The sequence below is a fragment of the Rothia sp. HMSC067H10 genome, from assembly GCF_001810635.1.
Lineage (GTDB): Bacteria > Actinomycetota > Actinomycetes > Actinomycetales > Micrococcaceae > Rothia > Rothia dentocariosa.
Genome location: NZ_KV802312.1, coordinates 36,112 through 59,075, shown reverse-complemented (window position 1 = coordinate 59,075; position 22,964 = coordinate 36,112). Strand labels below are relative to the sequence as shown.

Here is a 22,964-nt window from a genome sequence, read left to right as displayed (position 1 = left end):
ATAAACTAAGGCGACATTATGTTTGCGTGCGCGTCCGTCCGGGCTTTCCTGTACGATAAACTCCGAGTCGATATACCGACACAGGCATGCTGAAGGGCGGGTGAATGTACCTAATATTCACCCGCCCTATGCCTCTTGCTCGGGTTACCTGAGATGAAGCAGTGTTTACTTCTCGCGCTTGTAGAACGGAAGCGAGACCACGTCGAAAGTTGCACGCTTACCACGAATATCTACGTCCACCTCGGAACCGACCTCGGAGAATTCGCGCTTCACCAATGCCATTGCTATCGGGTAACCCAGGGTCGGGGAAGGAATACCGGAGGTTACCTCACCGATTTGATTACCCTCGGCATCGACGAGGAACGAACCCGCACGCGCCGGGCGCTTTGCCTGGGCTTTCAGCCCAACCAGAATACGCTCTGACGGAGACTTCGCCAGCTCGGTCAGGGCGGTACGACCCACGAAATCGACGGTCTTCTTCTCCAAAGCGATCTCAACTAGGCGACCCAAGCCGGACTCGAAGGGGGTAATATCCAGGCCCAGCTCGTGACCGTAAAGCGGCATACCAGCTTCCAGACGCAGCGAATCGCGTGCCGCCAAACCTGCCGGGGTCAAGCCGAAGGGCTCACCAGCGGCGGCGAGCGCATCCCACAGTTTCACAGCGTTGGCGTTCGGTACAAAGAGCTCGAAACCGTCCTCGCCGGTGTAGCCGGTACGTGCCAGAAGTACATCTACCCCGGCAATGGTGACCGGAACGGAAGCGTAGTATTTGAGCTCACGTACCGCATCCTCATCTGAGGCACCAGCCGCAAGCAGAATTTCTTCGGCACGCGGTCCTTGCACAGCAATCAGGGAGGTGTCGTCAGATTCGTTGACGAACTTCACATCAAAATTACCCAGACGCTCGCTCATGGCCGCAAAATCGTTATCAATATTGGCGGCATTGGGCACAACCAAGAATTCTTCGTCGCCCAAGCGGTAGGTGATAAGGTCGTCAATCACGCCGCCCTTGTCGTTGGCGAGAATCGAGTACTTGGCGCGACCAGGCTTGAGTACGGACATGTTGGAGACCAGAGCGTAGTCGAGGAATGCAGCGGCATCGGGCCCGGTGATGCGGAACTCGCCCATGTGGGAGAGGTCGAAAATACCGGCGCGGGTGCGCACAGCCTGATGCTCGGCAACATCGTTGGCGTATTTGAGCGGCATATCCCAGCCGCCAAAGTCGGTGAATGCGGCGCCTAGCTTTTCGTGGACGGGGTAGAGTGCGGTCTTCTTGGGTGACATGTTTCTCCTTAGTACATAGTCAGATACACTGCTTTGTGCCAGAATGGTTTTATACTAGAACGATTATTCTTGTTTTTAAGAACATTCATTCTATTTTATGTGTGTACGGTAAGACTCCCGGGTGCCCCGCTCCCCCGCCTCCTAACAAACAGGCGAAAAACGCGGGACACACAGAAGTTCATCGAATCATCGAAGCTACTCGGCGTGAGCTTCAAGATCGAATGCCTCCATCGGAGGGCATTCGCAGACAAAGTGACGGTCTCCGCCCGCACCGTCAATACGACCCACAGGCGTAAAGTACTTGTTGGCGCGAAGCGAAGGAACCGGGAAGGCAGCCTGGGTACGGCTATATGGGCGGTCCCACTCGTCGGCAGAAACAACATCCACCGTATGCGGAGCGTTGCGCAGCACGGAATCTTCCACTGCGACCTTGCCTTCGGCAACCTCAAGAATTTCGCCGTAGATAGTCTCCATCGCCTCAATAAAGCGATCGAGTTCTTCCTTCGACTCCGATTCGGTCGGCTCCATCATCAAAGTGCCCGGAACTGGGAACGCAAGAGTAGGCGCATGGAAACCGAAGTCCATCAGACGCTTACACACGTCTTCGGCGGTCACATGGGAACGGTCGGTAAGCTCACGAATATCTAGGATGCACTCGTGACCCACCAGGTTTGCGTTGCCGGTGTAGAGCACAGGGAACTTATCGTTGAGCTTTTTCGCCACGTAGTTTGCGTTCAGCACCGCGTACTCCGAGGACTTTTTCAAGCCCTCAGCACCGCTCATAGCAATGTACATCCAGCTAATGGGAAGCACACCGGCAGAGCCAAAGAACGCCTGCGCAATCGGAAGTGCCGCGCCGCTAGGCAGCTTTCCTTCGGCATCCGCAGTCGCGGCATCGCCGGGAAGGTACTTCGCCAGATGCTCACGAGCAGCAAGAGGCCCAACACCGGGACCGCCACCGCCGTGTGGAATGGAGAAGGTCTTGTGCAGGTTCAGATGGGAAATATCGCCGCCGAACTTACCCGGCTGTGCGAAGCCCATCTGCGCGTTCAGATTTGCGCCGTCCACGTAGACCTGACCACCCGCGGCATGCACAAGCTCGCAAACCTCAGATACCTGAGACTCAAACACGCCGTGCGTCGAGGGATAAGTAATCATGATGCCAGCGATCTTATCGCCGTACTTCTCGATCTTCGTCTTCAGATCATCAACATCAATCGAGCCGTCGGATGCGGTCGCCACACCCGCAACCTTAAGCCCGGCAAGCGCTGCGGATGCGGCATTCGTGCCGTGCGCCGAAAGCGGAATAAGCACGGTATCACGCTCGTGATCACCGTTAGCCTCGTGGTAGGCACGAATAGCACGCAGACCACCGTACTCACCGGTTGCACCGGAGTTCGGCTGCAAAGACACGACATCGTATCCGGTGATAGCAACCAGCCAGTCGGAAAGTTCCTTGATGAGCTTATGCCAGCCCTGAGCCTGATCGGCGGGTGCGAGCGGGTGAATATTCGCAAATTCGGGCCAGGAAATCGGCTCCATTTCCGCCGCGGCATTGAGCTTCATAGTGCACGAGCCCAGAGGAATCATCGTGCGGTCCAGAGCCAAATCCTTATCAGAGAGGTGGCGCAGGTAACGCATCATCTCGGTCTCGGAACGGTACTTATGGAAGACGGGGTGCTGCATGTATTCATCGGTACGGAGCAGATTTGCGGGAATGCTGAACTTGGCATCTGCCTCGGAGGGAAGTTCTGCGCCAAATGCCTTTACCAGACGCTCCAAAACCCGGTCATTATGAGATTCACCGACCGAAATACCCACGCGGTTCTCGTTGATACGGCGAATATTAATGCCAGCCTCAAGCGCCTTGGCTACAAGATCGTCTGCGCGAGCCGGTGCCTCAACCACAACAGTGTCAAAGAAATGCTCAAAGGCAATACCGTATCCGACGCTTTCCAAGGCTGTCGCTACACGAGCCGCGTTAGTATGCAGACGTTCGGCAATAGCGCGCAGCCCCTCGGGACCGTGATACACAGCGTAAGCACCGGCAACAATCGCCAGCAAAGCCTGGGCGGTACAGATGTTACTGGTAGCTTTCTCGCGACGAATGTGCTGTTCGCGGGTTTGCAAAGACAAACGGTACGAAGGCTTACCGGCGGAATCCTGCGACACACCGACCAGACGGCCCGGCATAGTGCGTTCCATACCCTTATGCACGGCCATGTAGGCGGCATGCGGACCACCAAAGAAGAAGGGCAAACCGAAACGCTGGGTATTGCCCACGGCAATATCAGCACCGAGTTCCCCCGGAGACTTCAGCAGGGTGAGCGCCAACAAATCGGCGTCCACGGTCACTAGGGCGTTACGTTCCTTGGCCGCCTTCACCAGCGGTTCAATGTCACGAATTTCCCCGTCGGATGCGGGGTATGCAAGCACCACACCGTACAGATCGCCCTCGGGCAGCCCCTCCGAGAAATCGGTGACCACGAACGGAATGTCAAGAAGTTCGGCACGACCGCGTACCACGGCAAGAACCTGCGGCAAGCATCGAGAATCAATCGCGAAGAAACCGTTCTTAACCTTACGGTTGGCGCGGTGCATCATCACAACCGCCTCCGCGACCGCGCTTGCCTCATCGAGTAGGGAAGCATTCGCAATATCCAGGCCGGTGAGTTCCATAACCACGTTCTGGAAATTCAGCAGAGCCTCCAGACGACCCTGCGAAATTTCAGCCTGGTAGGGGGTGTACGAGGTGTAAAATCCGGGGTTTTCAAGAATGTTGCGGCGCAGAACGGCGGGGGTTACGGCATCGTAATAGCCTTCGCCAATCATCTGCGTATAAACTTTGTTCTCGGCGGCATACTCGGCGATCTTGGCGAGTGCATCCTGCTCTGTCAACGGATCGGGAAGATCAAGCTCGCCGTGAAGGCGAATCTGAGGCGGGACAGCGTCGTCCATCAGAGCTCCCAGGGAATCGTATCCCAGGGCTTTGAGCATCTGCTCAGCGTCTGCGGAACGGGGGCCGAGATGACGATCGATGAAAGACATAATATCTTCTCCTATTCGGCGCAAACCGTTAGCGGTTCACAACAGTACTGTTGTGTATATACAGTACTAATTTTCCCATACTGTGGGCTCAAACTTCTAGCTACATATGCCCTGTGACACGTATGTTATAAGGGTTTATCGGCATACATACGACCACCTGTTACGGCACGGCGAATGATTTCTTACCACCACATACAGGAGCGTCATCCCCCCTCTGGCGGCAGCCGTTACAGATAAGAGCATCTATCCGTTAAAAGTAGCTGTTTGCGGCAGCGTCGTAGGCTGCACCCATCACCAGCGGCGGGAAGAACCCGCCCAGACCACCGGCGGCCAAAACCTGCATTGTAATCAATAAATTAGAGGTATTTACGTTCAGAGCCATCTGTTCCGAATTTGTGACCGCCACCCCATATTGGTTTTAGGGTACGAAACTCACGTAAAAAGCTCTGGCCGCTCCCTCAGAGTAGGGAACGGCCAGAGCCATGGAAACAAACAATTGAGTGAAAAACTCAGCTACTACTTCGCTACGGCATCAGCCTTATGATGTTCCGGCTTACCGCCATGCTTGACCAAGAATGCCGAGGCAAAAGCCACAGCTGCAGTTACAGCCAACAGAGTTAGACCGATGAAGTAGTTACGATGTGCGGCATCGTAGGTTGCACCCATCACCAGCGGCGGGAAGAAGCCACCAAGAGCGCCAGCAGCAGCAATCACGCCGGAGACCGCACCCACGTTCTTCGGGTCAGCCGCGCGGCCAACCCAACCGAAGACCGAGCCGGAGCCCAAGCCCAGCAGAGCTGCCATCGCCAAGAAGATAGGACCGTAGACATGCTCAGCATCCGGCTGGAATGCGGTAACCAGAGCCAAAACCGATACGCCGCCCAGCGCGATGAAGGTAATGATCCTCGGACCAAACTTATCAGCCAAGATACCGCCGAAGGGACGAGCGACCACGGCAGCCGCCGCGAAGCCTGCGGCACGAGCACCAGCATCTTCAGGGTTGAAACTGTAGATATTGTTCAGGTAAGTCGGCAGGTAGTTCGAGAACGCCACGAAGCCACCGAATACTACCGAGTACAGGAAGCACAGCTGCCAGGTTGACTTCACCTTGAACGCCCGAATGATCTTCGGCATCAGCGGGGTAACCTCGCGGTTAGCGGTAGCCGGTGAATCACGCAGGAACAAGAACGAGATGACGGCGGTTACCGCGCACAGAGCCGCAATGATGTAGTGGGTATTCATGTAACCCACGAGGTTCATCAGGCGCGGAGTAAAGAACGCCGACAGAGCGGTACCGACCATACCAGCACCGAAAACACCGGTTGCAAAGCCCTTACGAGCGGGCGGGTACCAAGCGGAGCTGAACGGAATACCCACCGCGAACACGGTACCGGCGATACCCAGCAGGAACGAGAAGACCAACATCAGAGGGAACGACTTCATCGAGCCGGCAACACCGACCAAGAGCACCAGCGGAGTGCTGACGGCAAGTACCAGACTCATCATGATGCGCCCACCGTACTTATCGGTTAGACCACCAATCGGAATACGCCCAATCGCACCAATAAAGATAGGCATAGCAACCAGCAAACTCGTGGTACCCGGGTTCAAATGCATCTGATCCGGCTTGGCATAATACTTCGCAAGCGGACCGACAATCGTCCACGCCCAGAACCCAACGGTCGAGGCGAAGGTAACCAGCAGCAGGTTAAAAAGCTGCCCCTTTTTTAGGTCGTAACTCTCAGCAGTGGGAGCACTCATGATTCCTCTTTGTGTTATGTGTTGTGTGTATATTGTTAGCGATTGACGCGCTCACGTGGGAGCGCCTCTTGCGGGTTGTCCCAACCACGACGTGCGCCCACGCGCTCGTTGCCACGAGAACGGTAGATGGTGTAGGGACGGAACAGGTAGTGCAGCGGCATAGTCAGTGCATGCACCAAACGAGTGAAAGGCCAGATAATGAATAGCACCATAGCCACAATGATGTGAATCTTGAAGGCGACAGGCACATTCACCATCAACGCTACCTCCGGGTGGAAGTAGAAGATAGAACGGAACCACACCGCAATGGAGGTGCGGTAGTTAAACTCCACCTCATGCCCATTAACCGGGGGCAGACCGCCCGAGGGGTCAAAAGCGGAAATTAAAGTTGCGGCGGTACCCGCCAGAATGACGGCGACCAGCACAAAGTACATAAACTTATCGTTCATCGTCGTTGCAGAGAAAACCTGTGCGTTACGACGACGACGCCACAGAAGCAGGAACAAACCAAGAATAGTTACTGCAGCGGCTGCGGAACCGCCTACCAAAGCGACAATGTGATAAGTATGGTCGTCCACCACGAGATCTGTGAGCATCTTAGGCACCACTAGGCCGCCCACGTGTCCCATAAACACGGCGGCTAGACCATAGTGGAATAGAGGCGATCCCAGACGCAGCATCTTGGATTCATAAATCTGTGATGATCGAGTGGTCCAACTAAACTGATCGGTACGGTAACGCCAAATGGTGCCGCCGATCAGAACAAGAATAGTGACATAGGGAAGCACGCCCCACAGGAGGGTGTCTACAATCCCCGGCTCGCCGACAGGCACCGCATGGGCTGCGTGCTCGGATGCGAGTGCGTACACGATGTACTCCTAATTTGAGGGGTCTAAATATTATTAGGGTTAACTTGGGTCAGCCGCGGATCGGCATACCCGCTCAGACCAACGGTCTCCACGGGCGGGCCATAACCCGCCATCTGCTGCACCTGTTCCTGAGTCTCGGGAGAGACACCGGGGAGGGTATTGCAGATACTCTGTAATAACCCGTAGTGTGGGAGGTTTCCATCCCGAAGCGCTAAACGAAGCAGCTCCAATGAGGGACGGTATGCTTGAAGCGCTGCGCGACCCTGGCGACGATCCACCAGCGCCGCAAACTCCAAGACGAGAGGTAAATAGTCGGGAAGTTCTCCGTTAAGGCGGGTGAGCATCCCCGAATCACGATACATTTTCTTAAATCGAAGAAGGGTTTCGCCGCGACGGCGAGTATCGCCATCCGTCCAGTAAGAAAGGTGCAGAGCGTGCCTGCGGGAGAGATCGTATTCCTGCACGTAGTCGCTCTGAACTTCTTCAAGCTCGCGAGCCGTAAGCCAATCCGCAACGGTTTGCACGGCCTGCACGAAATCGGGATTCTCAGTTGCCTGCGCCAACCGCTTAAACTCCGGCAGAAGATCAAGAGTTTCTTCCGTCGGATAGCTCAACAGCATGCCGCTGACCTGGTAAATCACCGAGTCTCGGTCTTCACCTGCACCATAGTCACGATCAAACGGATCAATGTCGTCGTGCGCGGCTTGCGCCGATTCCGGGGTATTCCCGGAATCGGCTTTGCCCATAAGCTTGGAAAAGAATCCAGCCACTACTTACTTCTTTCCGGTGGTATTCGGGAACAGACCATCCGGGCGCGAGTTTCCATCCCAGCTAAAGAGGCTAACCTTGTTAGAGCTCTCATATACGCCGGTCGAGACGGGGGTCGGGCGACCTTCCATGTCGTTGAATGCGTCACCGTACATGCCGGGACCACCATCAACGCTCAGCGAGCATCCCATCTCTTCGAGGTTGTGCGCATCTTCCATATGAGCCGGAGGAATCACATAACGCTCGTTGTACTTAGCAATCGCCATCAGACGGTACATTTCGTACATCTGCGCACCGGTCATACCCACCGAGTTTGCAATCTCTTCATTGCCTTCGCCGCCCAAATTAATGTCACGCATGTAGGCGCGCATTGCGGCTAGGCGCTTGAGCACGAAGGTTACAACCTCGGTATCGCCAGCGGTAAACAGCTCAGCAAGGTATTCAACGGGGATGCGCAGCGCCTCGATCGCGCCGAACAGGTTCTGGCTGTTCTCAGCATCGTGTCCCTGGTCCTTGAGCAGATCCACAATCGGCGACAGCGGCGGAACGTACCAGACCATCGGCATGGTGCGGTATTCGGGGTGCAGTGGAAGCGCAACCTTCCATTCCTTCGCCAGCTTGTACACGGGCGACTTCTGGGCTGCGGTAATCCACGCCTCGGGAATGTCGTTCTCGCGTGCCAGACGAATGATCTCGGGATCCGAAGGATCGAGCATAAGCGAAAGCTGCGACTCGTACAGGTCTTTCTCATCGGCAACGGATGCTGCCTCAGTCACGCGATCTGCATCGTAGAGGAAGATACCGATGTAGCGCATACGACCCACGCAGGTCTCGGCACACACAGTCGGAATACCGGCCTCAATACGGGGGTAGCAGAATGTACATTTCTCTGCCTTACCCGTCTTGTGATTGAAGTACACCTTCTTGTAGGGGCAACCGGTGATGCACTGACGCCAGCCACGGCAACGATCCTGATCGACCAGCACGATGCCGTCCTCGGCTCGCTTGTAGATAGCGCCGGAGGGGCATGCCGCCATACAGGACGGGTTCAGGCAGTGCTCACAAATACGCGGCAGGTAGAACATGAAGGTCTGCTCGAACTCGAATTTAATCTTGTCCTCAGCCTTCTTGCGCACCTTCTCCACAAGCGGGTCAAGGTGACCGTGCTCGGGGGCGCCGCCCAGGTTATCGTCCCAGTTCAAGCCCCATTGAATCTTGGCGTCCTGACCGGTAATCATCGATACCGGCTTAGCCACGGGGAAGTCATCACCTAGAGGTGCGGTGGTGAGATTCTGGTAGTCGTAAGTCCAGGGCTCATAGTAGTCGCTGAGCTCGGGCTGAATCGGCGAGGCGAAAATGGAGAAGAGCTTCTGGAAGCGGTTACCGCTCTTGAGCTCCAGACGACCGCGCTTGTTCAGCACCCAGCCGCCCTTCCACTTTTCTTGGTCCTCGTAGCGGCGCGGGTAGCCCTGACCGGGGCGGGTCTCAACGTTGTTGAACCACACATACTCGGTACCGGAACGGTTTGTCCATGCCTGTTTACAGGTCACGGAGCAGGTGTGGCAGCCAATGCACTTATCAAGCGCCATCACCATTGCAACTTGTGCCATAACACGCATTAGAATGTAACCTCCTGCGACTTGCGACGGCGAATGTACGAGACAATGTCACGTTGGTTGCCGGTCGGTCCGAGATAGTTGAAAGCGAATGCCAGGTGTGCGTAGCCGCCAATCATATGGGTCGGCTTGAGTAGGATGCGGGTCATCGAGTTGTGAATACCGCCGCGTTTGCCGGTGGTTTCGGTCTTCGGCGTCATCATACGCTCCTGAGCGTGGTGCACGTAGCACACGCCCTCAGGCATACGGTGCGAGACAACCGCACGACCCACGAACACACCATTGGTGTTCACACATTCGATCCATTCGCCGTCCTTGACGCCGATCTTCTCGGCATCCTGGGGGCTCATCCAGGCAGTCTGACCACCGCGGAAGAGGGTCAGCATATGCTGGTTGTCGAAGTACTGGGAGTGAATAGCCCACTTGTTGTGCGGGGTTAGGTAACGCACTGCAACCGAAACGCCGTCGGTAGTACCGATTTCGGGTTCTTTGAAGAGCCCGGTCATATCCAGCGGGGGACGGTAAATCGGCAGCGCCTCGCCCATTTCGTGCATCCAGTCGTGATCCAAGAAGAAGTGCATACGACCGGTTAGGGTATGGAACGGCTTCTTCTTTTCAATGTTCACGGTGAACGGCGCATAACGGCGGCCGCCGGTTTCCGAACCGGACCACTCGGGAGAGGTCATCACGGACTGTGGGGCTGCCTGGGTCATGGGGAAGGTAATCTTACGTTCCTCGTTACCCTCGGCAAGATCCATCAGGTGCAGACCGGTCTGCTTCTCAAGTTCCTTGAAGCCCTTAAGGGCCACCTCACCGTTGGAAGTACCAGAGATGCGCAAAATCGACTCGGCGAGCTTGGTGTCGGTATCCAGTGCAGGACGACCCGCGCCCTTACCGGAGTCCATTACACCAAATTCCTTCGCCATCTGAGCGACTTCGTCCTTCAGATCGTACGTCACGTATTTGGTGGTGGCACCAACCTTGTCGAAAAGCGGGCCTACAGAGGTGTACATATCGTACATCGCGCTGTAGTCGCGTTCGACAGTCATGAAGTTCGGCATGTTCTTACCGGGAACACCTAACATGCCGGGAGTGCTCTTCCAGTCGGGTGCATGACCGCCGGGTTGCTTGATCTGACCGGGGGTATCGTGCAGGAGCGGAACCGAAACAATATCCTTGCGGGTGCCCAGGTGTTTCTTGGCCTGGCGTGTGAACTCGTATGAGAGAGCCTTGAAGGTATCGTGATCGGTTCGTGCTTCCCACGGCGGGTCGATAGCAGGTGAGAACGCGTGCAGGAAGGGGTGCATATCGGTCGAGGAAATATCGTGCTTCTCGTACCAGGTAGCGGTGGGGAGCACAACATCCGAAAGCAGGGTCGTGGTGGTCATGCGGAAGTCCGAGGTGACCAGCAGATCGAGCTTGCCTTGCGGTGCTTCCTGGTACCAGGTGACCTCACGCGGAATGGATTCCTCATGATCGGCGCCCTGCACGTTGTCCATGCTGCCGACAAGGTGCTTGAGGAAGTAGCTCTCACCCTTAGCGGAGGAGCCAAAGAGGTTCGAGCGCCACAGCATCAGGGTACGCGGCCAGTTCACGGGGTTATCGACGTCTTCGACAGAGAATTCAAGGTCACCGGAGTTCAGACGCTGTGCCACATAATCGGCGTTATCCTTGGCTTCTCCGCGTGCTACCGCCGCCTCTGCCTTATCGGCGAGGTCGAGCGAGTTCTCGGGGAACTGCGGGTAGAACGGCATCCAGCCCATACGGGTGGACCGCGCGACAACATCCGCAGTGTGTACGCCTTTGAGCTCGCCAGTGCCCAGCGGGGACTGCAGGTAATCGGTGGAGTAACCGTCCTGGCGGAACTGGTCGGTATGCATGTACCAGAAACCGGTGCCGATCATATGACGCGGCGGGCGGCTCCAGTCCAAAGCGTTTGCCATATTGGTCAAACCGGTGAGCGGACGTGCCTTCTCCTGACCCACGTAGTGAGCCCAGCCGCCGCCGTTGCGACCCTGGCAGCCGGTCAGGTTCAGCAGAGCCAAGATAGCGCGGTAGGTTGTATCCGCGTGGTACCACTGGCAAATACCGGCGCCAAAGATAATCATGGAACGACCGTGAGAGTCGATAGCGTTCTGCGCAAATTCGCGCGCCACGCGAATAACAGCCTCCGGTGGAACTGAAGTAATCTGCTCCTGCCATGCCGGGGTGTTCTGAATCGACCAGTCTTCGTAATCCTTGGCCCAGTCGCCGGGAAGCCCGGGGCGACCGATACCGTAGGTAGCAAGCATCAAGTCGAAGACGGTGGTAACTTCCTGACCCTCAACATAGGTGACGGGCACGCCGCGGGTCATGATGTCGCCGTGACCCTTGGGGTTATCGAAGGTCGGCACCTTGATCTCGACAGCGGCGGACTCGCCCTGCGGCAGATCGCGAATCGAGAGAATGGGTTTGCGCCCGTCCAATTCAAGGTTCCATTTACCCTGATCGGATTCGGAGTAGCGGTGACCCATCGTACCGTTGGGAACAAAGACCTCGCCGGTTTCGCGATCCATCATGGCGGTCTTGAAATCGGCGTTTTCCTGGTGCTGCTCCCCCGCCAGGGATGCGGCGGTCAGGAACTTCGAGGGAACCTTCGTGCCGTCTTCACGAGTTTCGAGGGTCACCAAGAAGGGCAGGTCCGTGTAGGTCAGGGCAAAGTCTTCGAAGAACTCCACGCGCTGATCCACGTAATTTTCCTTGAGAATCACGTGACCCATAGCCATTGCGAGCGCAGCATCGGTACCTGCCTGTGCGGGCAACCATTCGTCGGCGAATTTGGTGTTGTCGGCATAGTCAGGGCTGACCGAGACAACCTTGGTACCGCGGTAACGTACCTCGGCAACCCAGTGGGCATCCGGGGTACGGGTCACGGGAATGTTCGAACCCCACATGATGAGGTAGGAAGCATCCCACCAGTCACCGGATTCGGGTACGTCGGTCTGGTCACCGAAGACCTGCGGGGAGGCCACGGGAAGGTCGGCATACCAGTCGTAGAAGCTGGTCATCACGCCGCCGATGAGCTGGATAAAGCGCACACCGGCACTGAAGGAGACCATCGACATTGCGGGAATCGGGGTGAATCCGGTGCAGCGGTCGGGTCCGTAGTACTTAATGGTGTGCACGTGGGCGGCGGCTACGATTTCGAGTGCTTCTGCCCAGGTGGAGCGTACCAATCCGCCTTTACCGCGCGCGCTGATGTAGCGGTTGCGTTTGACGGGGTCGGAGACGATGGAGTGGAATGCTTCAACCGGGTCGCTGTGCAGGGCTTTTGCTTCGCGGTACATTTCGAGGAGCAGACCGCGCACATAAGGGTATTTCACGCGGGTCGGCGAGTAGGTGTACCACGAGAATGCAGCGCCACGGGGGCATCCGCGCGGTTCGTATTCGGGGCGGTCGGGACCGACTGTGGGATAGTCGGTCTGCTGTGCTTCCCAGGTGATAATGCCATCTTTGACATACACCTTCCATGAGCAAGAGCCAGTACAGTTCACACCGTGGGTTGAGCGAACTTCTTTATCATGGCTCCAGCGGTCGCGGTAGAAGGTATCGCCTTTGCGACCGCCTTCACGGAAGACCGCACGACCGTCATCAGTCTCGTCCCAGCGAGAGAAGAACTTACCGAATTTGATCAGCTGATCGGTAAGGGGTCCATCCGGACCTTTGGTCTGTGATGCTTGTTCCATACAGCCAATATATCGCAAAAATTGGTATGCCAAATACGATATAAAAATATTCTCTAATCCAGGAAATTCATAGGGTTATTCAGACCGTAAGCCATCCAGAAATTCCACCTACTAAAACGCGCACGGGAGTATCTGTAGCGGCAGCAATATCCCGTGCTGCCTCCAACGCCCGTGTATATCCCGTGCAGTAGACCACAAGATATTTCGATGCGGGGTCAATTTTTTCGCGGATTTTCGCGGCAAGACGACCTTCGCGGGCAGCTTCCAAGATTTCTGTCAGCGGCAGATTAATTGCCCCATCAATCGCAAAAGAAGAAAACTCGATAGCTTCACGAACATCTATAAGGGTCATTTTTTCGTGCTGTAAAAGCTGCTGGGCTTGAACAGGGGTTATGTCTTCTAACTTTTGCGTGTGATGGTTACCCGTCAATTTTCCTGAATTATGACGAAATATTAAGTGATTTTTAGTGTCTTGACTCTCTTGAGGGTGAGTTTCTACCGATTTCTTAGGTTTTGCTTGCATCGAAGCTAAGAGAGGTATATATTCCCATTTTCCTGTTAACGCGGAGTATAGCCCAACCTCACCTAGCAGCGGCTTTCCGGAACCCGTGATGACCTTAATAGCCTCCATTGCCATCGCTGAGCCGACTACACCGGCGAGCGCCCCAATAATCCCGGCGGTACTGCACGAAGGAACGCTTCCCGGTGCGGGAGCCTGCGGGTAGAGGTCCTCATAGACCGGCCCGTGACCTGCCCAGAATACGCTGAGCTGTGCGTCGAAACCCAGGATTGCCGCCCAAATATGTGGGATGCCCAACTGTTGTGCCGCAGCCGAAACCGCGTAGCGGGCCTCAAAGTTATCGCTGCCGTCAAGCACCGCATCCGTGCCAGTGAGGAGAGTCGAAGCGTTACTGTCGGTGAGGCGTTCGCGGATAACGGTCACCGTGATGAAGGGGTTGAGCGCGCGCATCGTTTCGGCAGCCGACTCTGCCTTCGAGTTTCCCTCCCGTGCGTAAGTGTGAATAACCTGCCGGTGCAGGTTTGAGACCTCAATGGAGTCATCGTCGATGATGATAATCTCGCCTACCCCGGCTCCCGCAAGATAGAGCAGGGCGGGGGCACCAAGCCCGCCGGCGCCGAGCACCGCAACCCGTGCCGCCTTCAGCTTCAGCTGCCCCGCCATGCCGATCTCGGGCAGAATCAGCTGGCGCGCATAGAAGGCACGTTCGGCCGCGCTCAGCTGAGTTACGGGATCCGGCGCGGTTTCGGGGTCTGGGATAAAGCTCATCCTGATGGTATCTTTCGCGGGAATACGTGTTGAGTCTCTAGGTGTCTATGCCCACCCATTCGGTGCTGCCGTCCGTCAGCTCCTGTTCTTTCCAAATGGGAACCTGGGCTTTCACACGGTCAGCCACCGCCTCGCAGGCCTCGAAGGCCCGCCCACGATGGGCCGCAGCGGCAAGCACCGTCAGCGCGGACTCTCCTATAGCGATAGGACCGACGCGGTGAACCGCCCACAGACGAACCCCCTCTAGCTCATCCGCTACAGACTGCACAACACGCGCGATATATTCTTTTGCCTGCGGATGCGCACTATAGGAAAGCCCGCGCACCGCACTGCCGTGATCATGGTTGCGTACAATGCCGTCGAATACAACAAGGGCGCCCATGGCCTCTGTCATGACCTGAGCCTTCACGGCGGCGGCAAGTGGTTCTAAGGCTTCCTCGGTAATATCGGTGAAAATGACAACCGAACCGGTGGGCTCAGCGCCGTGCGCCCCACTGTGGTCGAGCCCCTGCGGCTTAGTGGTCATGATAGTCCTCCATCTGGCGGCAGATATGCTCCACGAGTGGGTCTAGGGTTTTCACTCCATCTTTAACCCCGCCGCGCGACCCGGGCAGAGTCATCACGAAGGTTTTATCGATCACGCCCGCAACCCCACGTGAGAGCACTGCGGAAGATACGTTCTGCAGGCCGTTCGCCCAGAAAGCGTGCATGATTCCGGGGATTTCCTTATCCAGATGCGGGCGTACCGCCTCTACGGTCTGATCGTCCGTGTTCAGCCCGGTACCGCCGCTGGTGAGAATAAACGTGGGCAGGTTATTATTCTTCTTCCCATCGGCAATGAGAGAGTTGAAGTAGTCGATAATCTGCCGGTCTTCGATCACGACGGCGTCCGGGGTCTTAAACCCGCGTGAACGCAGCCATTCAACCGCGATAGGCCCCGATTTATCCTCATAGATACCGCGGGCGGCGCGAGTAGACGCCACGATAACAAGCCCGGTCAGATTCTCGGGAAGCTGGATTTCTTCTGCACTCACGATGTGCTCCCTCTCGTGCTGTTGTTCATAGGTTTTCCTTCTGGGCTTCACAAAATAGCAAAGTGCGAAACGCTAAACAGCCCAGTCACCGGATTTTCCGCCGGATTTCTCTAGTACCCGAATATTGCTGATCACGGCGTATTTATCGACCGCCTTAATCATGTCGAAAATCGTCAGCGCTGCGGTCGAGACCGCGGTCAGCGCCTCCATCTCAACCCCGGTAACGCCCCGGGTTTTCACCGACGCCACAATGCGTACAAAGTCCTCGCCACGCTCAAAATCCAGAGTAATTTTACCCAGCGGCAGCGGGTGGCACAGCGGAATAATATCCGGGGTGCGTTTAGCGCCCATAATACCCGCTACACGCGCAACTGGCAGGGCATCGCCCTTAGGCAAATCGGCATCAAAAATCTTGGCGATCACATCGGCGCGAGTGTGCACGGTTCCCTCAGCGAGCGCCGTGCGTGTGGTGACGTCTTTCAAGGTCACATCAACCATATGGGCAGACCCGTCGGCGCGCACATGAGTCAAGTCTTGGGCTGGCTGTGCCGCATCGGGGTGAAGATTCTTCTCAGTCACGATATGTCCTTAAGATCTGTGTTGGGGTGAGGGTTCAGCCACGTTCAGTTATCCGTAAGCCGGATGCGGTGGTACCGCACCGCTTCTCCCCCAGTGTACGTGGTGCCCGGCGCCAGCTCGATGAGAACATCGGCGGTCGCAGCGTGATGAAGCAGATGCGATCCGGGCAAAACATCGGGGTATAGCTCCACCCGATAGGTTCCCGGTTCGGATTCAACCATCGCCAGGTTACCGCGCAAAAATTGGCGTTTATTGGGCGGTGCCGTCAGCGGTTTGTCAATGACGAGCACGCCGCGCGGGGCATTTTCGAGAGTCGCCATGCGCGAGGCCACCTCGTGCGGGGTGCCGTAAGGTCCGCCCGCACGCAGGTAGGGGCGAAGCATCAGCACATAGGAAATAAGGGTACTGACGGGGTTGCCGGGGAAAGAAATCATGGGCAGGCGATGCCCGTTGAAATCCAGCACGTTCACGCCCTGCGGTCCGCCGGGCTGCTGGCTCACATGTCCGAACCAACTAAGCGGAATTGGCAGTCCCAAAGACGGTGCCATAGCGATGGCATTGCGCACTACCTCGTATTTGCCGTGGCTGATCCCGCCGGAGGTGATAATAATATCCGGTGCGAAAGTCTCATATTCTTCCCGCAAGTGCTCGATCAGAAGCTCCGGATCGTCTCCGATCGAGATGCGCCGCACCACGGCGCCGTCCTCGACCAACATTGAGGTGAGCATGGGACCGTTAGCATCATAAATCTGGCCATAGGCGAGCTCTGTAGCCGTATCGTCGCCGTCTTCGGTGAGGGTGGGGCGAATCTCGTCGCCGCCGGTGCACACCAGTACACGCGGTCCGCAGGCAACCGTCACGCGTGTATACCCCTGCGCGGCGAGTGTACCCAGCAGTGCGGGGGTCACGCGCTCGCCAGAGCGCGCCATGATTTGCCCAGCTACCACGTCTTCGCCACGTCGACGTATAAACTGCCCTTTGGGCGCCTGAGGGAGCCTAATTTTTTCGCTGGGACGCCCGAAGGATTCGGGTAAGTCTGGATATTCGATGCGCTCAGAATGCTCAACCGGCACCACCGCCACATATCCCTTAGGAATGGGGGCACCGGTCATAATCGGGTAGGTTAAATCGTCGGATGCGCGCGAACGCTGCAGCGGCCGCCCCGCCGGAATTTCACGCCCCACCGTAAAGATGCGGTTCTCACGGCTGGCGCCCTCGGCGGTTAGGGCGTAACCATCCATCTGGGAGTTATCGAAACTCGGTACATCAAGCCTGGCCAGCACATCCTGTGCAAGGATGCGGTCGGTAGCACGCGCCAGCGGCAGGTTTTCGGCGCGACCGATAAAAGTATCACGCAGTAAAAGCGCCAGATAGGCGCGATACTCTTCGGTGGTGGGGGTGCCATCGAACTGGGGCTTGTGCATTTGTACTCCCAAATGGTGATGAATTATCTACTAGCTATTGTAAGAGGCTTTGGCACGCAGTTTCTTCACCACGGAAAATAGGCCAAGCAGCCCAAAGATGCACACGTACAGGCTTATGAGCATGAGGGCGTTACCCAATGCGGAGCTCATGCTTCCGCTTGCAATCGCCAACTCGATGCCGAGCGGAATAGTTTCAGTTTTGCCCTGCACATTACCCGCGAAGGTGACGGTGGCACCGAATTCGCCGAGCGCACGTGCGAAGGAAAGCAGGAAAGCGGTGGCAATTCCCGGTGCTGCTAAGGGAAGGAGCACCCTATAGGTGATTTCGGAGGATTTTGCCCCTTCCACCCGAGCTATCTGCTCATATTCTTCAGGAATAGCCTGCAGGGTTGTCACGGCGGTCGCCACGAAGAAAGGCAGAGCCACGAAAGTTTGGGCAAGAATAACTGCGGTGGGTGTAAAAGGAATTATGATGCCCAAGTGGTACAGATGTTCACCGATCATGCCCTTACGTCCCCAGAAGAAGAGCAGTCCCAAACCCGAAACCACCGGGGAGAGGATCACGGGCGTATAAATAATCGCATACAGTACTCCCCCAAATTTTTTCAGGCGAGAGCGGCTGAGAACTTTAGAGAGCACCAGCGCTAGGGGGGCGCCTAAAAGCCCGCAAATCAGCGTCGAAATACTGGCAGTGGTGAGCGAGAGACGCGCGGCGTCGAGAACTTCTTTGTCGATAATGTCGTGCAGGCGCATCCAGGGGATGTTGTACAGCAAACCCACAAGAGGGCCCAGAATAAGCAGGAAACCCAGGAGCGCGGGAACGGCAAAATAACGGGGAACGGCAGTGAAAGCGGTATGTTTTTTCACGGGTACGTCTTTCGGAATCTGCGGCGACACAGCCACCTCCTGCAAGAATCTCGCAAGGTTCTTTCAGGGGGCGACCGTTACGTGACAGCTGTTGTGCGCTGAAGATTCTAGTTTGCCTGAGGAGACTCGAAGTCGTACTTCGCCAGAATCTTCTGGGCCTCATCCGAAGAGAGCCATTCGTTAAACTTCTTCGCAGCGTCTGAGGAAGAACCCTTGGTGGTCAGTGCTGCGGGGTACTCGTTCCTGGGAACATCCGGCAGCTCTACCGAGCCCAGGTTTTTGCCGTCTTTCTTAGCGGCGGCAAGGTCGGTCGTATAGATGAAGCCAGCATCCGCGTTACCAGTAGTGACCTTGGTGGTCACCTCGCTCACGTTGCCTTCGGTGGTCGCGTTCTTAAGCTCAATATGGTGCTTCTTGAGCTCTTCGTCCGCCAGGGTACCGCAGGGTACGTTCACCTTGCATACGGCGACAACGCCTTCGCTGTTCTTCAAGTCGTCCAGCGAATTGATCTTGCCGGGGTTACCCTCGGCGGTGACCAGCACCAACTTGTTGGTGGCGATAACCTCGCGCTTGGCGTCCTTGAATTCGTCGAGTTTAGCCGCCTTATCCATATTCTGGGTGTCGGCGGTAATCAGGAGATCCGGGCTTGCGCCCTGCTCGATTTTCTGCACCAGCTTGGAGGAACCTTCGAAGGAGTAGGTGATCTCAACGCCGGGGTTTTCCTTCTCGAATGCTTCCTTCAGCTCAGTACCCGCATTGCGCAAGGAAGCAGCCGCATAGACCTCAACCTTGCCAGACACGGATCCAGATGCTGCCGAAGAAGCAGAGGCAGACGCATCGGTGTTAGAGGAGTTGGAACCGCATCCGGTCATGGTGACAGAGGCAAAAAGTGCCGCGCTGGCACTGGCAACCTTCAACGAAGTTTTCATAGTGTATGTCTCTTTCCGGTGGTGTGATGACGCACAATAACGTGCATTCCCGCCGCGATAATAATGTGCCGTACGTTTGCGCTCGATGTAACTTAAGGTACGCACACTATCACCCATACCCGCAGACATGGAATAATCTAATTGTCACCTCTAATATACGAATTTTCTTTGAGGTCATTCCATGGCATACACCGCCGGTTCAGGCCGGACACAGCTTATTGCGGGCCCCGTGTTACGCACCTTAGCTTCTGAGCAGGATGCGAACACGGCTTTTGTTACGCCCGAAAATTCTGGTGACGCCCAAAAGCCCTTACATAAACCCGCACACAAGACCCCATATATTACAAACCGCGGTCCGCTCTTAGATAGGTGGGGGCGCATCGCCACCGATTTGCGGATTTCACTGATTGATAAATGTAATCTTCGTTGCATTTATTGCATGCCTGCCGAAGGTTTGGAGTGGCTGCCTAAAAATAATCTGCTGACATCCGCTGAAATTGCACGCCTTGCTGACATCGCCATTCGTGAACTTGGAGTCGAAGAAATTCGTTTTACCGGCGGGGAGCCCTTGGTGCGCGCAGACCTCGTCGATATTATCGGGCGAATTCACCGAGAACACCCCACGATTCCGCTGGCGATCACCACCAACGGCATAGGACTTGAAAAACGTGCGCAGGCGCTCGCCGATGCCGGGTTGAGCCGTATTAACGTCTCGCTCGATACCATCTGCCCCGAAACCTTCGCCGAGTTGACCCGCCGCGATAAGCTGGGGTCGGTTCTTAAAGGTATTGACGGCGCGGCAGCAGCGGGTCTAAAGCCCATCAAAATTAACGCTGTGCTCATGCCCGGTATCAACGACGCTCAGGCCCCCGAACTTCTGCAATGGGCACTTGACGGCGGCTACCAGCTGCGGTTTATCGAGCAGATGCCGCTAGATGCCGATCACAAATGGACGCGTGAAGGAACGATTACGGCGGCACAGATTCGCACGATGCTCTCCGAACACTTCGTTCTGGGCACGGTCGCCGAAAAACGCGGCGACTCCCCCGCCCAGCTTTGGGAGGTCTACCCGCTGGGTACCGCCCTCGACAGTGCCGGGTTCCCGCGCGAAGATGCCGCATCGCTTGGGCGCGTGGGCATTATCGCCTCGGTCACCGAATCATTCTGCGGGGCGTGCACCCGCACTCGCCTGACCGCCGACGGCAAAATCCGTTCCTGTCTCTTCTCGGATTCCGAAACCGACCTGCTCGACCTGCTGCGTTCGGGCGCCAGCGACCGCGAGATTGCCCTGCGGTGGCGCGAAGGTATGTGGTTCAAGCCGCGCGCTCACGGCAAAGAAGACGCTGATTTCGATATTGAAGAGTTCGCCCAAGCAAGCCGCTCAATGAGCGCTATCGGAGGTTAAAACGTGCAGATACATTTCTTCGCCGCCGCACGTGCCGCATCCGGCGTTGCCGAGACACAGGTGAGCCTTACAGACCTGGCCGAGCCAACCCTGCATGCGCTCGTCGAAAAACTGGGTGAGGCGTTTACCGGGAAAACCGCCTCCGGCATGACCCTCGCGCAGGTTATGCACCAGTGCTCGTTCCTGATCGATGGTACCCGTTCCGAACTCGATACCGTGCTCACCGATAATGTGCGCGTAGACGTTCTGCCGCCCTTTGCTGGCGGGTAAACTCAGACTTATGGGCTGTCGTTCGCTTTTGACGGTTGCTTCATGTTTTCCGCCAGGATGCGCACCACGCTACCCTTGCTGCCATCATCCCGGAAGGTCTCACCTCTGTGCACACACCGCATGACCCATTACGTGCGCCGGATAACGGTACACGAACCCAGCATTCGGTGACCCGCGCCGCCCAGATTCCCGCGTTCTGCGCCATTATTGTGGCGGGCGGTAAATCTTCGCGCCTCAATCACACCCCGAAGGCCGGACTTTCCAATGGTTCCCACACTCTTTTGGAACGCGCACTTGATGCCGCCGGGCAGGCGCAGCTGCGCGTAGTCGTCGGTCCCGAAACCTTGCCGGTGCCATCGGATGCACTGCATACGCGCGAAGACCCTCCCTATTCCGGTCCTGCGGCGGCGCTTCATGCCGGACTCGAAAAACTTGCGGCAGCCTATGCGGCGCGCGAGAAGGCCCCTCCCGCGTGGTGCCTTATTTTGGGGGTAGATACCCCGCAGATAGCGCCCGCAGTACAGAAACTTCTCGCGCATACAGTAGACGCATCAACCGAAACTCTGGGGTACTGGGGCGTAGCGGAGGGAGTCTTCCAACCGCTCGTTGGCATCTACCGGTTTGCACCCCTACGCGAAGTCTTTGCAGAGGGCAGCACCAACGCCTCCGTGCGCTCTTTTGTGAAGCGTCTTGCCCCGGTCGCCGTCGAGCTTGATCCCGCGCATACTGCCGACGTCGATACCTGGGAGCAGGCGCACGAACTCGGCTACAGCACCCCACGCTGGCTCGACTACTAATAACTATCAACTTCAGCAGAGGATTCCATGTCTCACCACCATCCACCCGCCGTTTCCTGGCATGAAGCACGCGAACTGCTTCACGCCGCCGCGAGCGCGCTCACCCCAACGCTGAGCACCGAGGCTCTCCCCCTGCAGGCGACCATCGGCAGGTATGTGGCAGAGGACCTGGCGGCGCGCATGCCTGTGCCGCACTATAGTTCTTCGGCGATGGACGGGTATGCGGTCGCCGGTGCACCGCCCTGGCGTCTCGTATCGCCGGATTACCCCGAGGATGCGCGCACAAACGTTCACCGTCTGGCGGTTCCGATTGCCGCTGGGGAGGCAACCCCGATTCTCACGGGTGGGCTTCTGCCCGAGGGGACCGAGGCGATTGTGCGTGAGGAGCATTCCCACCGGTACGAGGGTGCTGGTGCGCTCGGTTCGGGAATTCACTATCTTGACATGGCGGAGGGTTACACTGCCCCGAAGCCCGGAACAGATATCCGCTATGCGGGCGCGGAGCTTTCTCCCGGCGCGATTCTAAGCTCTCGCGGCGATCTTATTACGGCGCAGCGCGCGGCATTCTTGGGAGTCAATGGTTTTGACGAGCTTCCCGTGCTTAAGAACGTTCCGGTGCGGTGCGCTTTCACAGGGAACGAGGTTATCACCTTCGGCATGCCCTCTCCCGGCCAGGTGCGGGATGCGTTCGGCGGTTTTCTGGAGGTCTCTCTTGCCGGCGCCGGGTGCGAGGTGCGTCCTTCCGCGCGGCTTGCGGATATCGCTGAAGAGTTCCACACCTTTGTGACGACTTCGACCGCGCGCATCCTGATTTTTACGGGCGGGTCGAGCACGTCCGGGGTGGATATGGTACGGCAGACGCTTACCGATATTGGTGCCGAGTATATTTTCGAGTCGGTGCGGGTGCGACCGGGGCATCCGGCGTTGGCGGCAAAGATTCCCGCGCCCACTGAGGGTATGAATGCGGGACAAGAGCGTTTGGTGCTGGGTCTTCCCGGTAACCCGTTAGCGGCGTATACGGCGTTATATTCGTATCTTCCTGTGATCCTGGCGGGGCTGCGCGATCTGCCGATTCCGGCGCTTGATCGGGCCGAACTCGCTACAGATATTCCGCCTCTGCGCAAGCGTTCTCAGCATCGTCTTATGCCGGTGCGGGTTTCTGAAGGTAAGGCTTATCCTCTGGACGCTCTGGCCTCTCATATGCTTTCAGGGCTGGCTCAGGCGACCCACTTCGCTCTCGTGGATGCGGCCGGACAGCGGGCGGGCACGCATGCAATTCTCGTACCTGTTTTCTAGCCCG

The 22,964-nt window shown here is 56.9% G+C and carries 19 protein-coding genes; 4 read left to right on the top strand and 15 right to left on the bottom strand.

Features of this window, described 5'->3' with window-relative positions; genetic code table 11:
* Positions 1-165 precede the first annotated feature (165 nt).
* The 15 genes from gcvT to modA form a co-directional block, all read right to left on the bottom strand.
* Entirely contained in the window at positions 166-1,284 is a 1,119-nt protein-coding gene (gene gcvT / locus HMPREF2756_RS05490; RefSeq protein WP_070619155.1) for a glycine cleavage system aminomethyltransferase GcvT, read from the bottom strand.
* 195 nt (positions 1,285-1,479) lie between these two features.
* The gene (gene gcvP / locus HMPREF2756_RS05485) at positions 1,480-4,332 is read right to left on the bottom strand and encodes an aminomethyl-transferring glycine dehydrogenase (RefSeq protein ID WP_070619152.1); all 2,853 of its coding nucleotides are present in this window, start codon (positions 4,330-4,332) and stop codon (positions 1,480-1,482) included.
* Between the two features lie 250 nt (positions 4,333-4,582).
* Positions 4,583-4,714, bottom strand: coding sequence for a hypothetical protein (locus HMPREF2756_RS11570; RefSeq protein ID WP_256388184.1), 132 nt, complete (start codon positions 4,712-4,714; stop codon positions 4,583-4,585).
* A 134-nt stretch (positions 4,715-4,848) separates the two neighbouring features.
* Complete coding sequence (locus tag HMPREF2756_RS05480; protein WP_070619149.1) at positions 4,849-6,093, bottom strand: MFS transporter; 1,245 nt, start codon at positions 6,091-6,093, stop codon at positions 4,849-4,851.
* Between the two features lie 35 nt (positions 6,094-6,128).
* Positions 6,129-6,962 carry a respiratory nitrate reductase subunit gamma gene (gene narI / locus HMPREF2756_RS05475; RefSeq protein ID WP_070619146.1) on the bottom strand — a complete coding sequence of 278 codons (834 nt, stop codon included), beginning with the start codon at positions 6,960-6,962 and terminating at the stop codon, positions 6,129-6,131.
* A gap of 23 nt (positions 6,963-6,985) precedes the next feature.
* Positions 6,986-7,732, bottom strand: a complete 747-nt coding sequence (narJ, locus tag HMPREF2756_RS05470; RefSeq protein ID WP_070619143.1) for a nitrate reductase molybdenum cofactor assembly chaperone — start codon at positions 7,730-7,732, stop codon at positions 6,986-6,988.
* 3 nt (positions 7,733-7,735) lie between these two features.
* A complete protein-coding gene (gene narH, locus HMPREF2756_RS05465) occupies positions 7,736-9,349 on the bottom strand; it encodes a nitrate reductase subunit beta (RefSeq protein WP_048751150.1) in 1,614 nt (537 codons plus the stop codon).
* Entirely contained in the window at positions 9,349-13,071 is a 3,723-nt protein-coding gene (locus HMPREF2756_RS05460; protein ID WP_070619140.1) for a nitrate reductase subunit alpha, read from the bottom strand. Before HMPREF2756_RS05460 ends, narH begins: the two co-directional genes overlap by 1 nt.
* 79 nt (positions 13,072-13,150) lie before the next feature.
* On the bottom strand, positions 13,151-14,359 hold the full coding sequence (locus HMPREF2756_RS05455; RefSeq protein WP_070619138.1) for a ThiF family adenylyltransferase: 1,209 nt from the start codon (positions 14,357-14,359) through the stop codon (positions 13,151-13,153).
* A 37-nt stretch (positions 14,360-14,396) separates the two neighbouring features.
* On the bottom strand, positions 14,397-14,885 hold the full coding sequence (locus HMPREF2756_RS05450) for a molybdenum cofactor biosynthesis protein MoaE (RefSeq protein WP_048779644.1): 489 nt from the start codon (positions 14,883-14,885) through the stop codon (positions 14,397-14,399).
* Positions 14,875-15,393, bottom strand: coding sequence for a MogA/MoaB family molybdenum cofactor biosynthesis protein (locus HMPREF2756_RS05445; RefSeq protein ID WP_037231153.1), 519 nt, complete (start codon positions 15,391-15,393; stop codon positions 14,875-14,877). Before HMPREF2756_RS05445 ends, HMPREF2756_RS05450 begins: the two co-directional genes overlap by 11 nt.
* A 72-nt stretch (positions 15,394-15,465) precedes the next feature.
* Positions 15,466-15,972 (bottom strand): cyclic pyranopterin monophosphate synthase MoaC, encoded by a 507-nt coding sequence (gene moaC, locus HMPREF2756_RS05440; RefSeq protein ID WP_004005310.1) that lies wholly within the window; start codon positions 15,970-15,972, stop codon positions 15,466-15,468.
* A gap of 44 nt (positions 15,973-16,016) precedes the next feature.
* Positions 16,017-17,396, bottom strand: a complete 1,380-nt coding sequence (locus tag HMPREF2756_RS05435; protein WP_070619135.1) for a molybdopterin molybdotransferase MoeA — start codon at positions 17,394-17,396, stop codon at positions 16,017-16,019.
* A gap of 30 nt (positions 17,397-17,426) precedes the next feature.
* Positions 17,427-18,293: a molybdate ABC transporter permease subunit gene (locus HMPREF2756_RS05430; protein ID WP_070619132.1), complete on the bottom strand. Its 867-nt coding sequence runs from the start codon at positions 18,291-18,293 to the stop codon at positions 17,427-17,429.
* A 77-nt stretch (positions 18,294-18,370) separates the two neighbouring features.
* Entirely contained in the window at positions 18,371-19,192 is an 822-nt protein-coding gene (gene modA / locus HMPREF2756_RS05425) for a molybdate ABC transporter substrate-binding protein (protein WP_070619129.1), read from the bottom strand.
* A 181-nt stretch (positions 19,193-19,373) separates the two neighbouring features.
* On the opposite strand from modA, the gene moaA reads away from it, so the two are divergent.
* From moaA to HMPREF2756_RS05405, 4 genes are all read left to right on the top strand, one after another.
* On the top strand, positions 19,374-20,597 hold the full coding sequence (gene moaA, locus HMPREF2756_RS05420) for a GTP 3',8-cyclase MoaA (RefSeq protein ID WP_070619126.1): 1,224 nt from the start codon (positions 19,374-19,376) through the stop codon (positions 20,595-20,597).
* A 3-nt stretch (positions 20,598-20,600) separates the two neighbouring features.
* A complete protein-coding gene (locus HMPREF2756_RS05415) occupies positions 20,601-20,867 on the top strand; it encodes a MoaD/ThiS family protein (RefSeq protein WP_070619122.1) in 267 nt (88 codons plus the stop codon).
* Positions 20,868-20,974: 107 nt separating this feature from the next.
* Positions 20,975-21,664, top strand: coding sequence for a molybdenum cofactor guanylyltransferase (locus HMPREF2756_RS05410; protein ID WP_246825856.1), 690 nt, complete (start codon positions 20,975-20,977; stop codon positions 21,662-21,664).
* Positions 21,665-21,691: 27 nt separating this feature from the next.
* A complete protein-coding gene (locus HMPREF2756_RS05405; RefSeq protein ID WP_070619119.1) occupies positions 21,692-22,960 on the top strand; it encodes a molybdopterin molybdotransferase MoeA in 1,269 nt (422 codons plus the stop codon).
* Positions 22,961-22,964: the final 4 nt, after the last annotated feature.

Bases quoted from the DNA above. Each gene is read 5' to 3' on its own strand.
- gcvT (WP_070619155.1), bottom strand. From the start codon at position 1,284: ATGTCACCCAAGAAGACCGCACTCTACCCCGTCCACGAAAAGCTAGGC.
- gcvP (WP_070619152.1), bottom strand. From the start codon at position 4,332: ATGTCTTTCATCGATCGTCATCTCGGCCCCCGTTCCGCAGACGCTGAG.
- HMPREF2756_RS11570 (WP_256388184.1), bottom strand. From the start codon at position 4,714: ATGGCTCTGAACGTAAATACCTCTAATTTATTGATTACAATGCAGGTT.
- HMPREF2756_RS05480 (WP_070619149.1), bottom strand. From the start codon at position 6,093: ATGAGTGCTCCCACTGCTGAGAGTTACGACCTAAAAAAGGGGCAGCTT.
- narH (WP_048751150.1), bottom strand. From the start codon at position 9,349: ATGCGTGTTATGGCACAAGTTGCAATGGTGATGGCGCTTGATAAGTGC.
- HMPREF2756_RS05460 (WP_070619140.1), bottom strand. From the start codon at position 13,071: ATGGAACAAGCATCACAGACCAAAGGTCCGGATGGACCCCTTACCGAT.
- HMPREF2756_RS05455 (WP_070619138.1), bottom strand. From the start codon at position 14,359: ATGAGCTTTATCCCAGACCCCGAAACCGCGCCGGATCCCGTAACTCAG.
- HMPREF2756_RS05450 (WP_048779644.1), bottom strand. From the start codon at position 14,885: ATGACCACTAAGCCGCAGGGGCTCGACCACAGTGGGGCGCACGGCGCT.
- HMPREF2756_RS05435 (WP_070619135.1), bottom strand. From the start codon at position 17,396: ATGCACAAGCCCCAGTTCGATGGCACCCCCACCACCGAAGAGTATCGC.
- modA (WP_070619129.1), bottom strand. From the start codon at position 19,192: ATGAAAACTTCGTTGAAGGTTGCCAGTGCCAGCGCGGCACTTTTTGCC.
- moaA (WP_070619126.1), top strand. From the start codon at position 19,374: ATGGCATACACCGCCGGTTCAGGCCGGACACAGCTTATTGCGGGCCCC.
- HMPREF2756_RS05405 (WP_070619119.1), top strand. From the start codon at position 21,692: ATGTCTCACCACCATCCACCCGCCGTTTCCTGGCATGAAGCACGCGAA.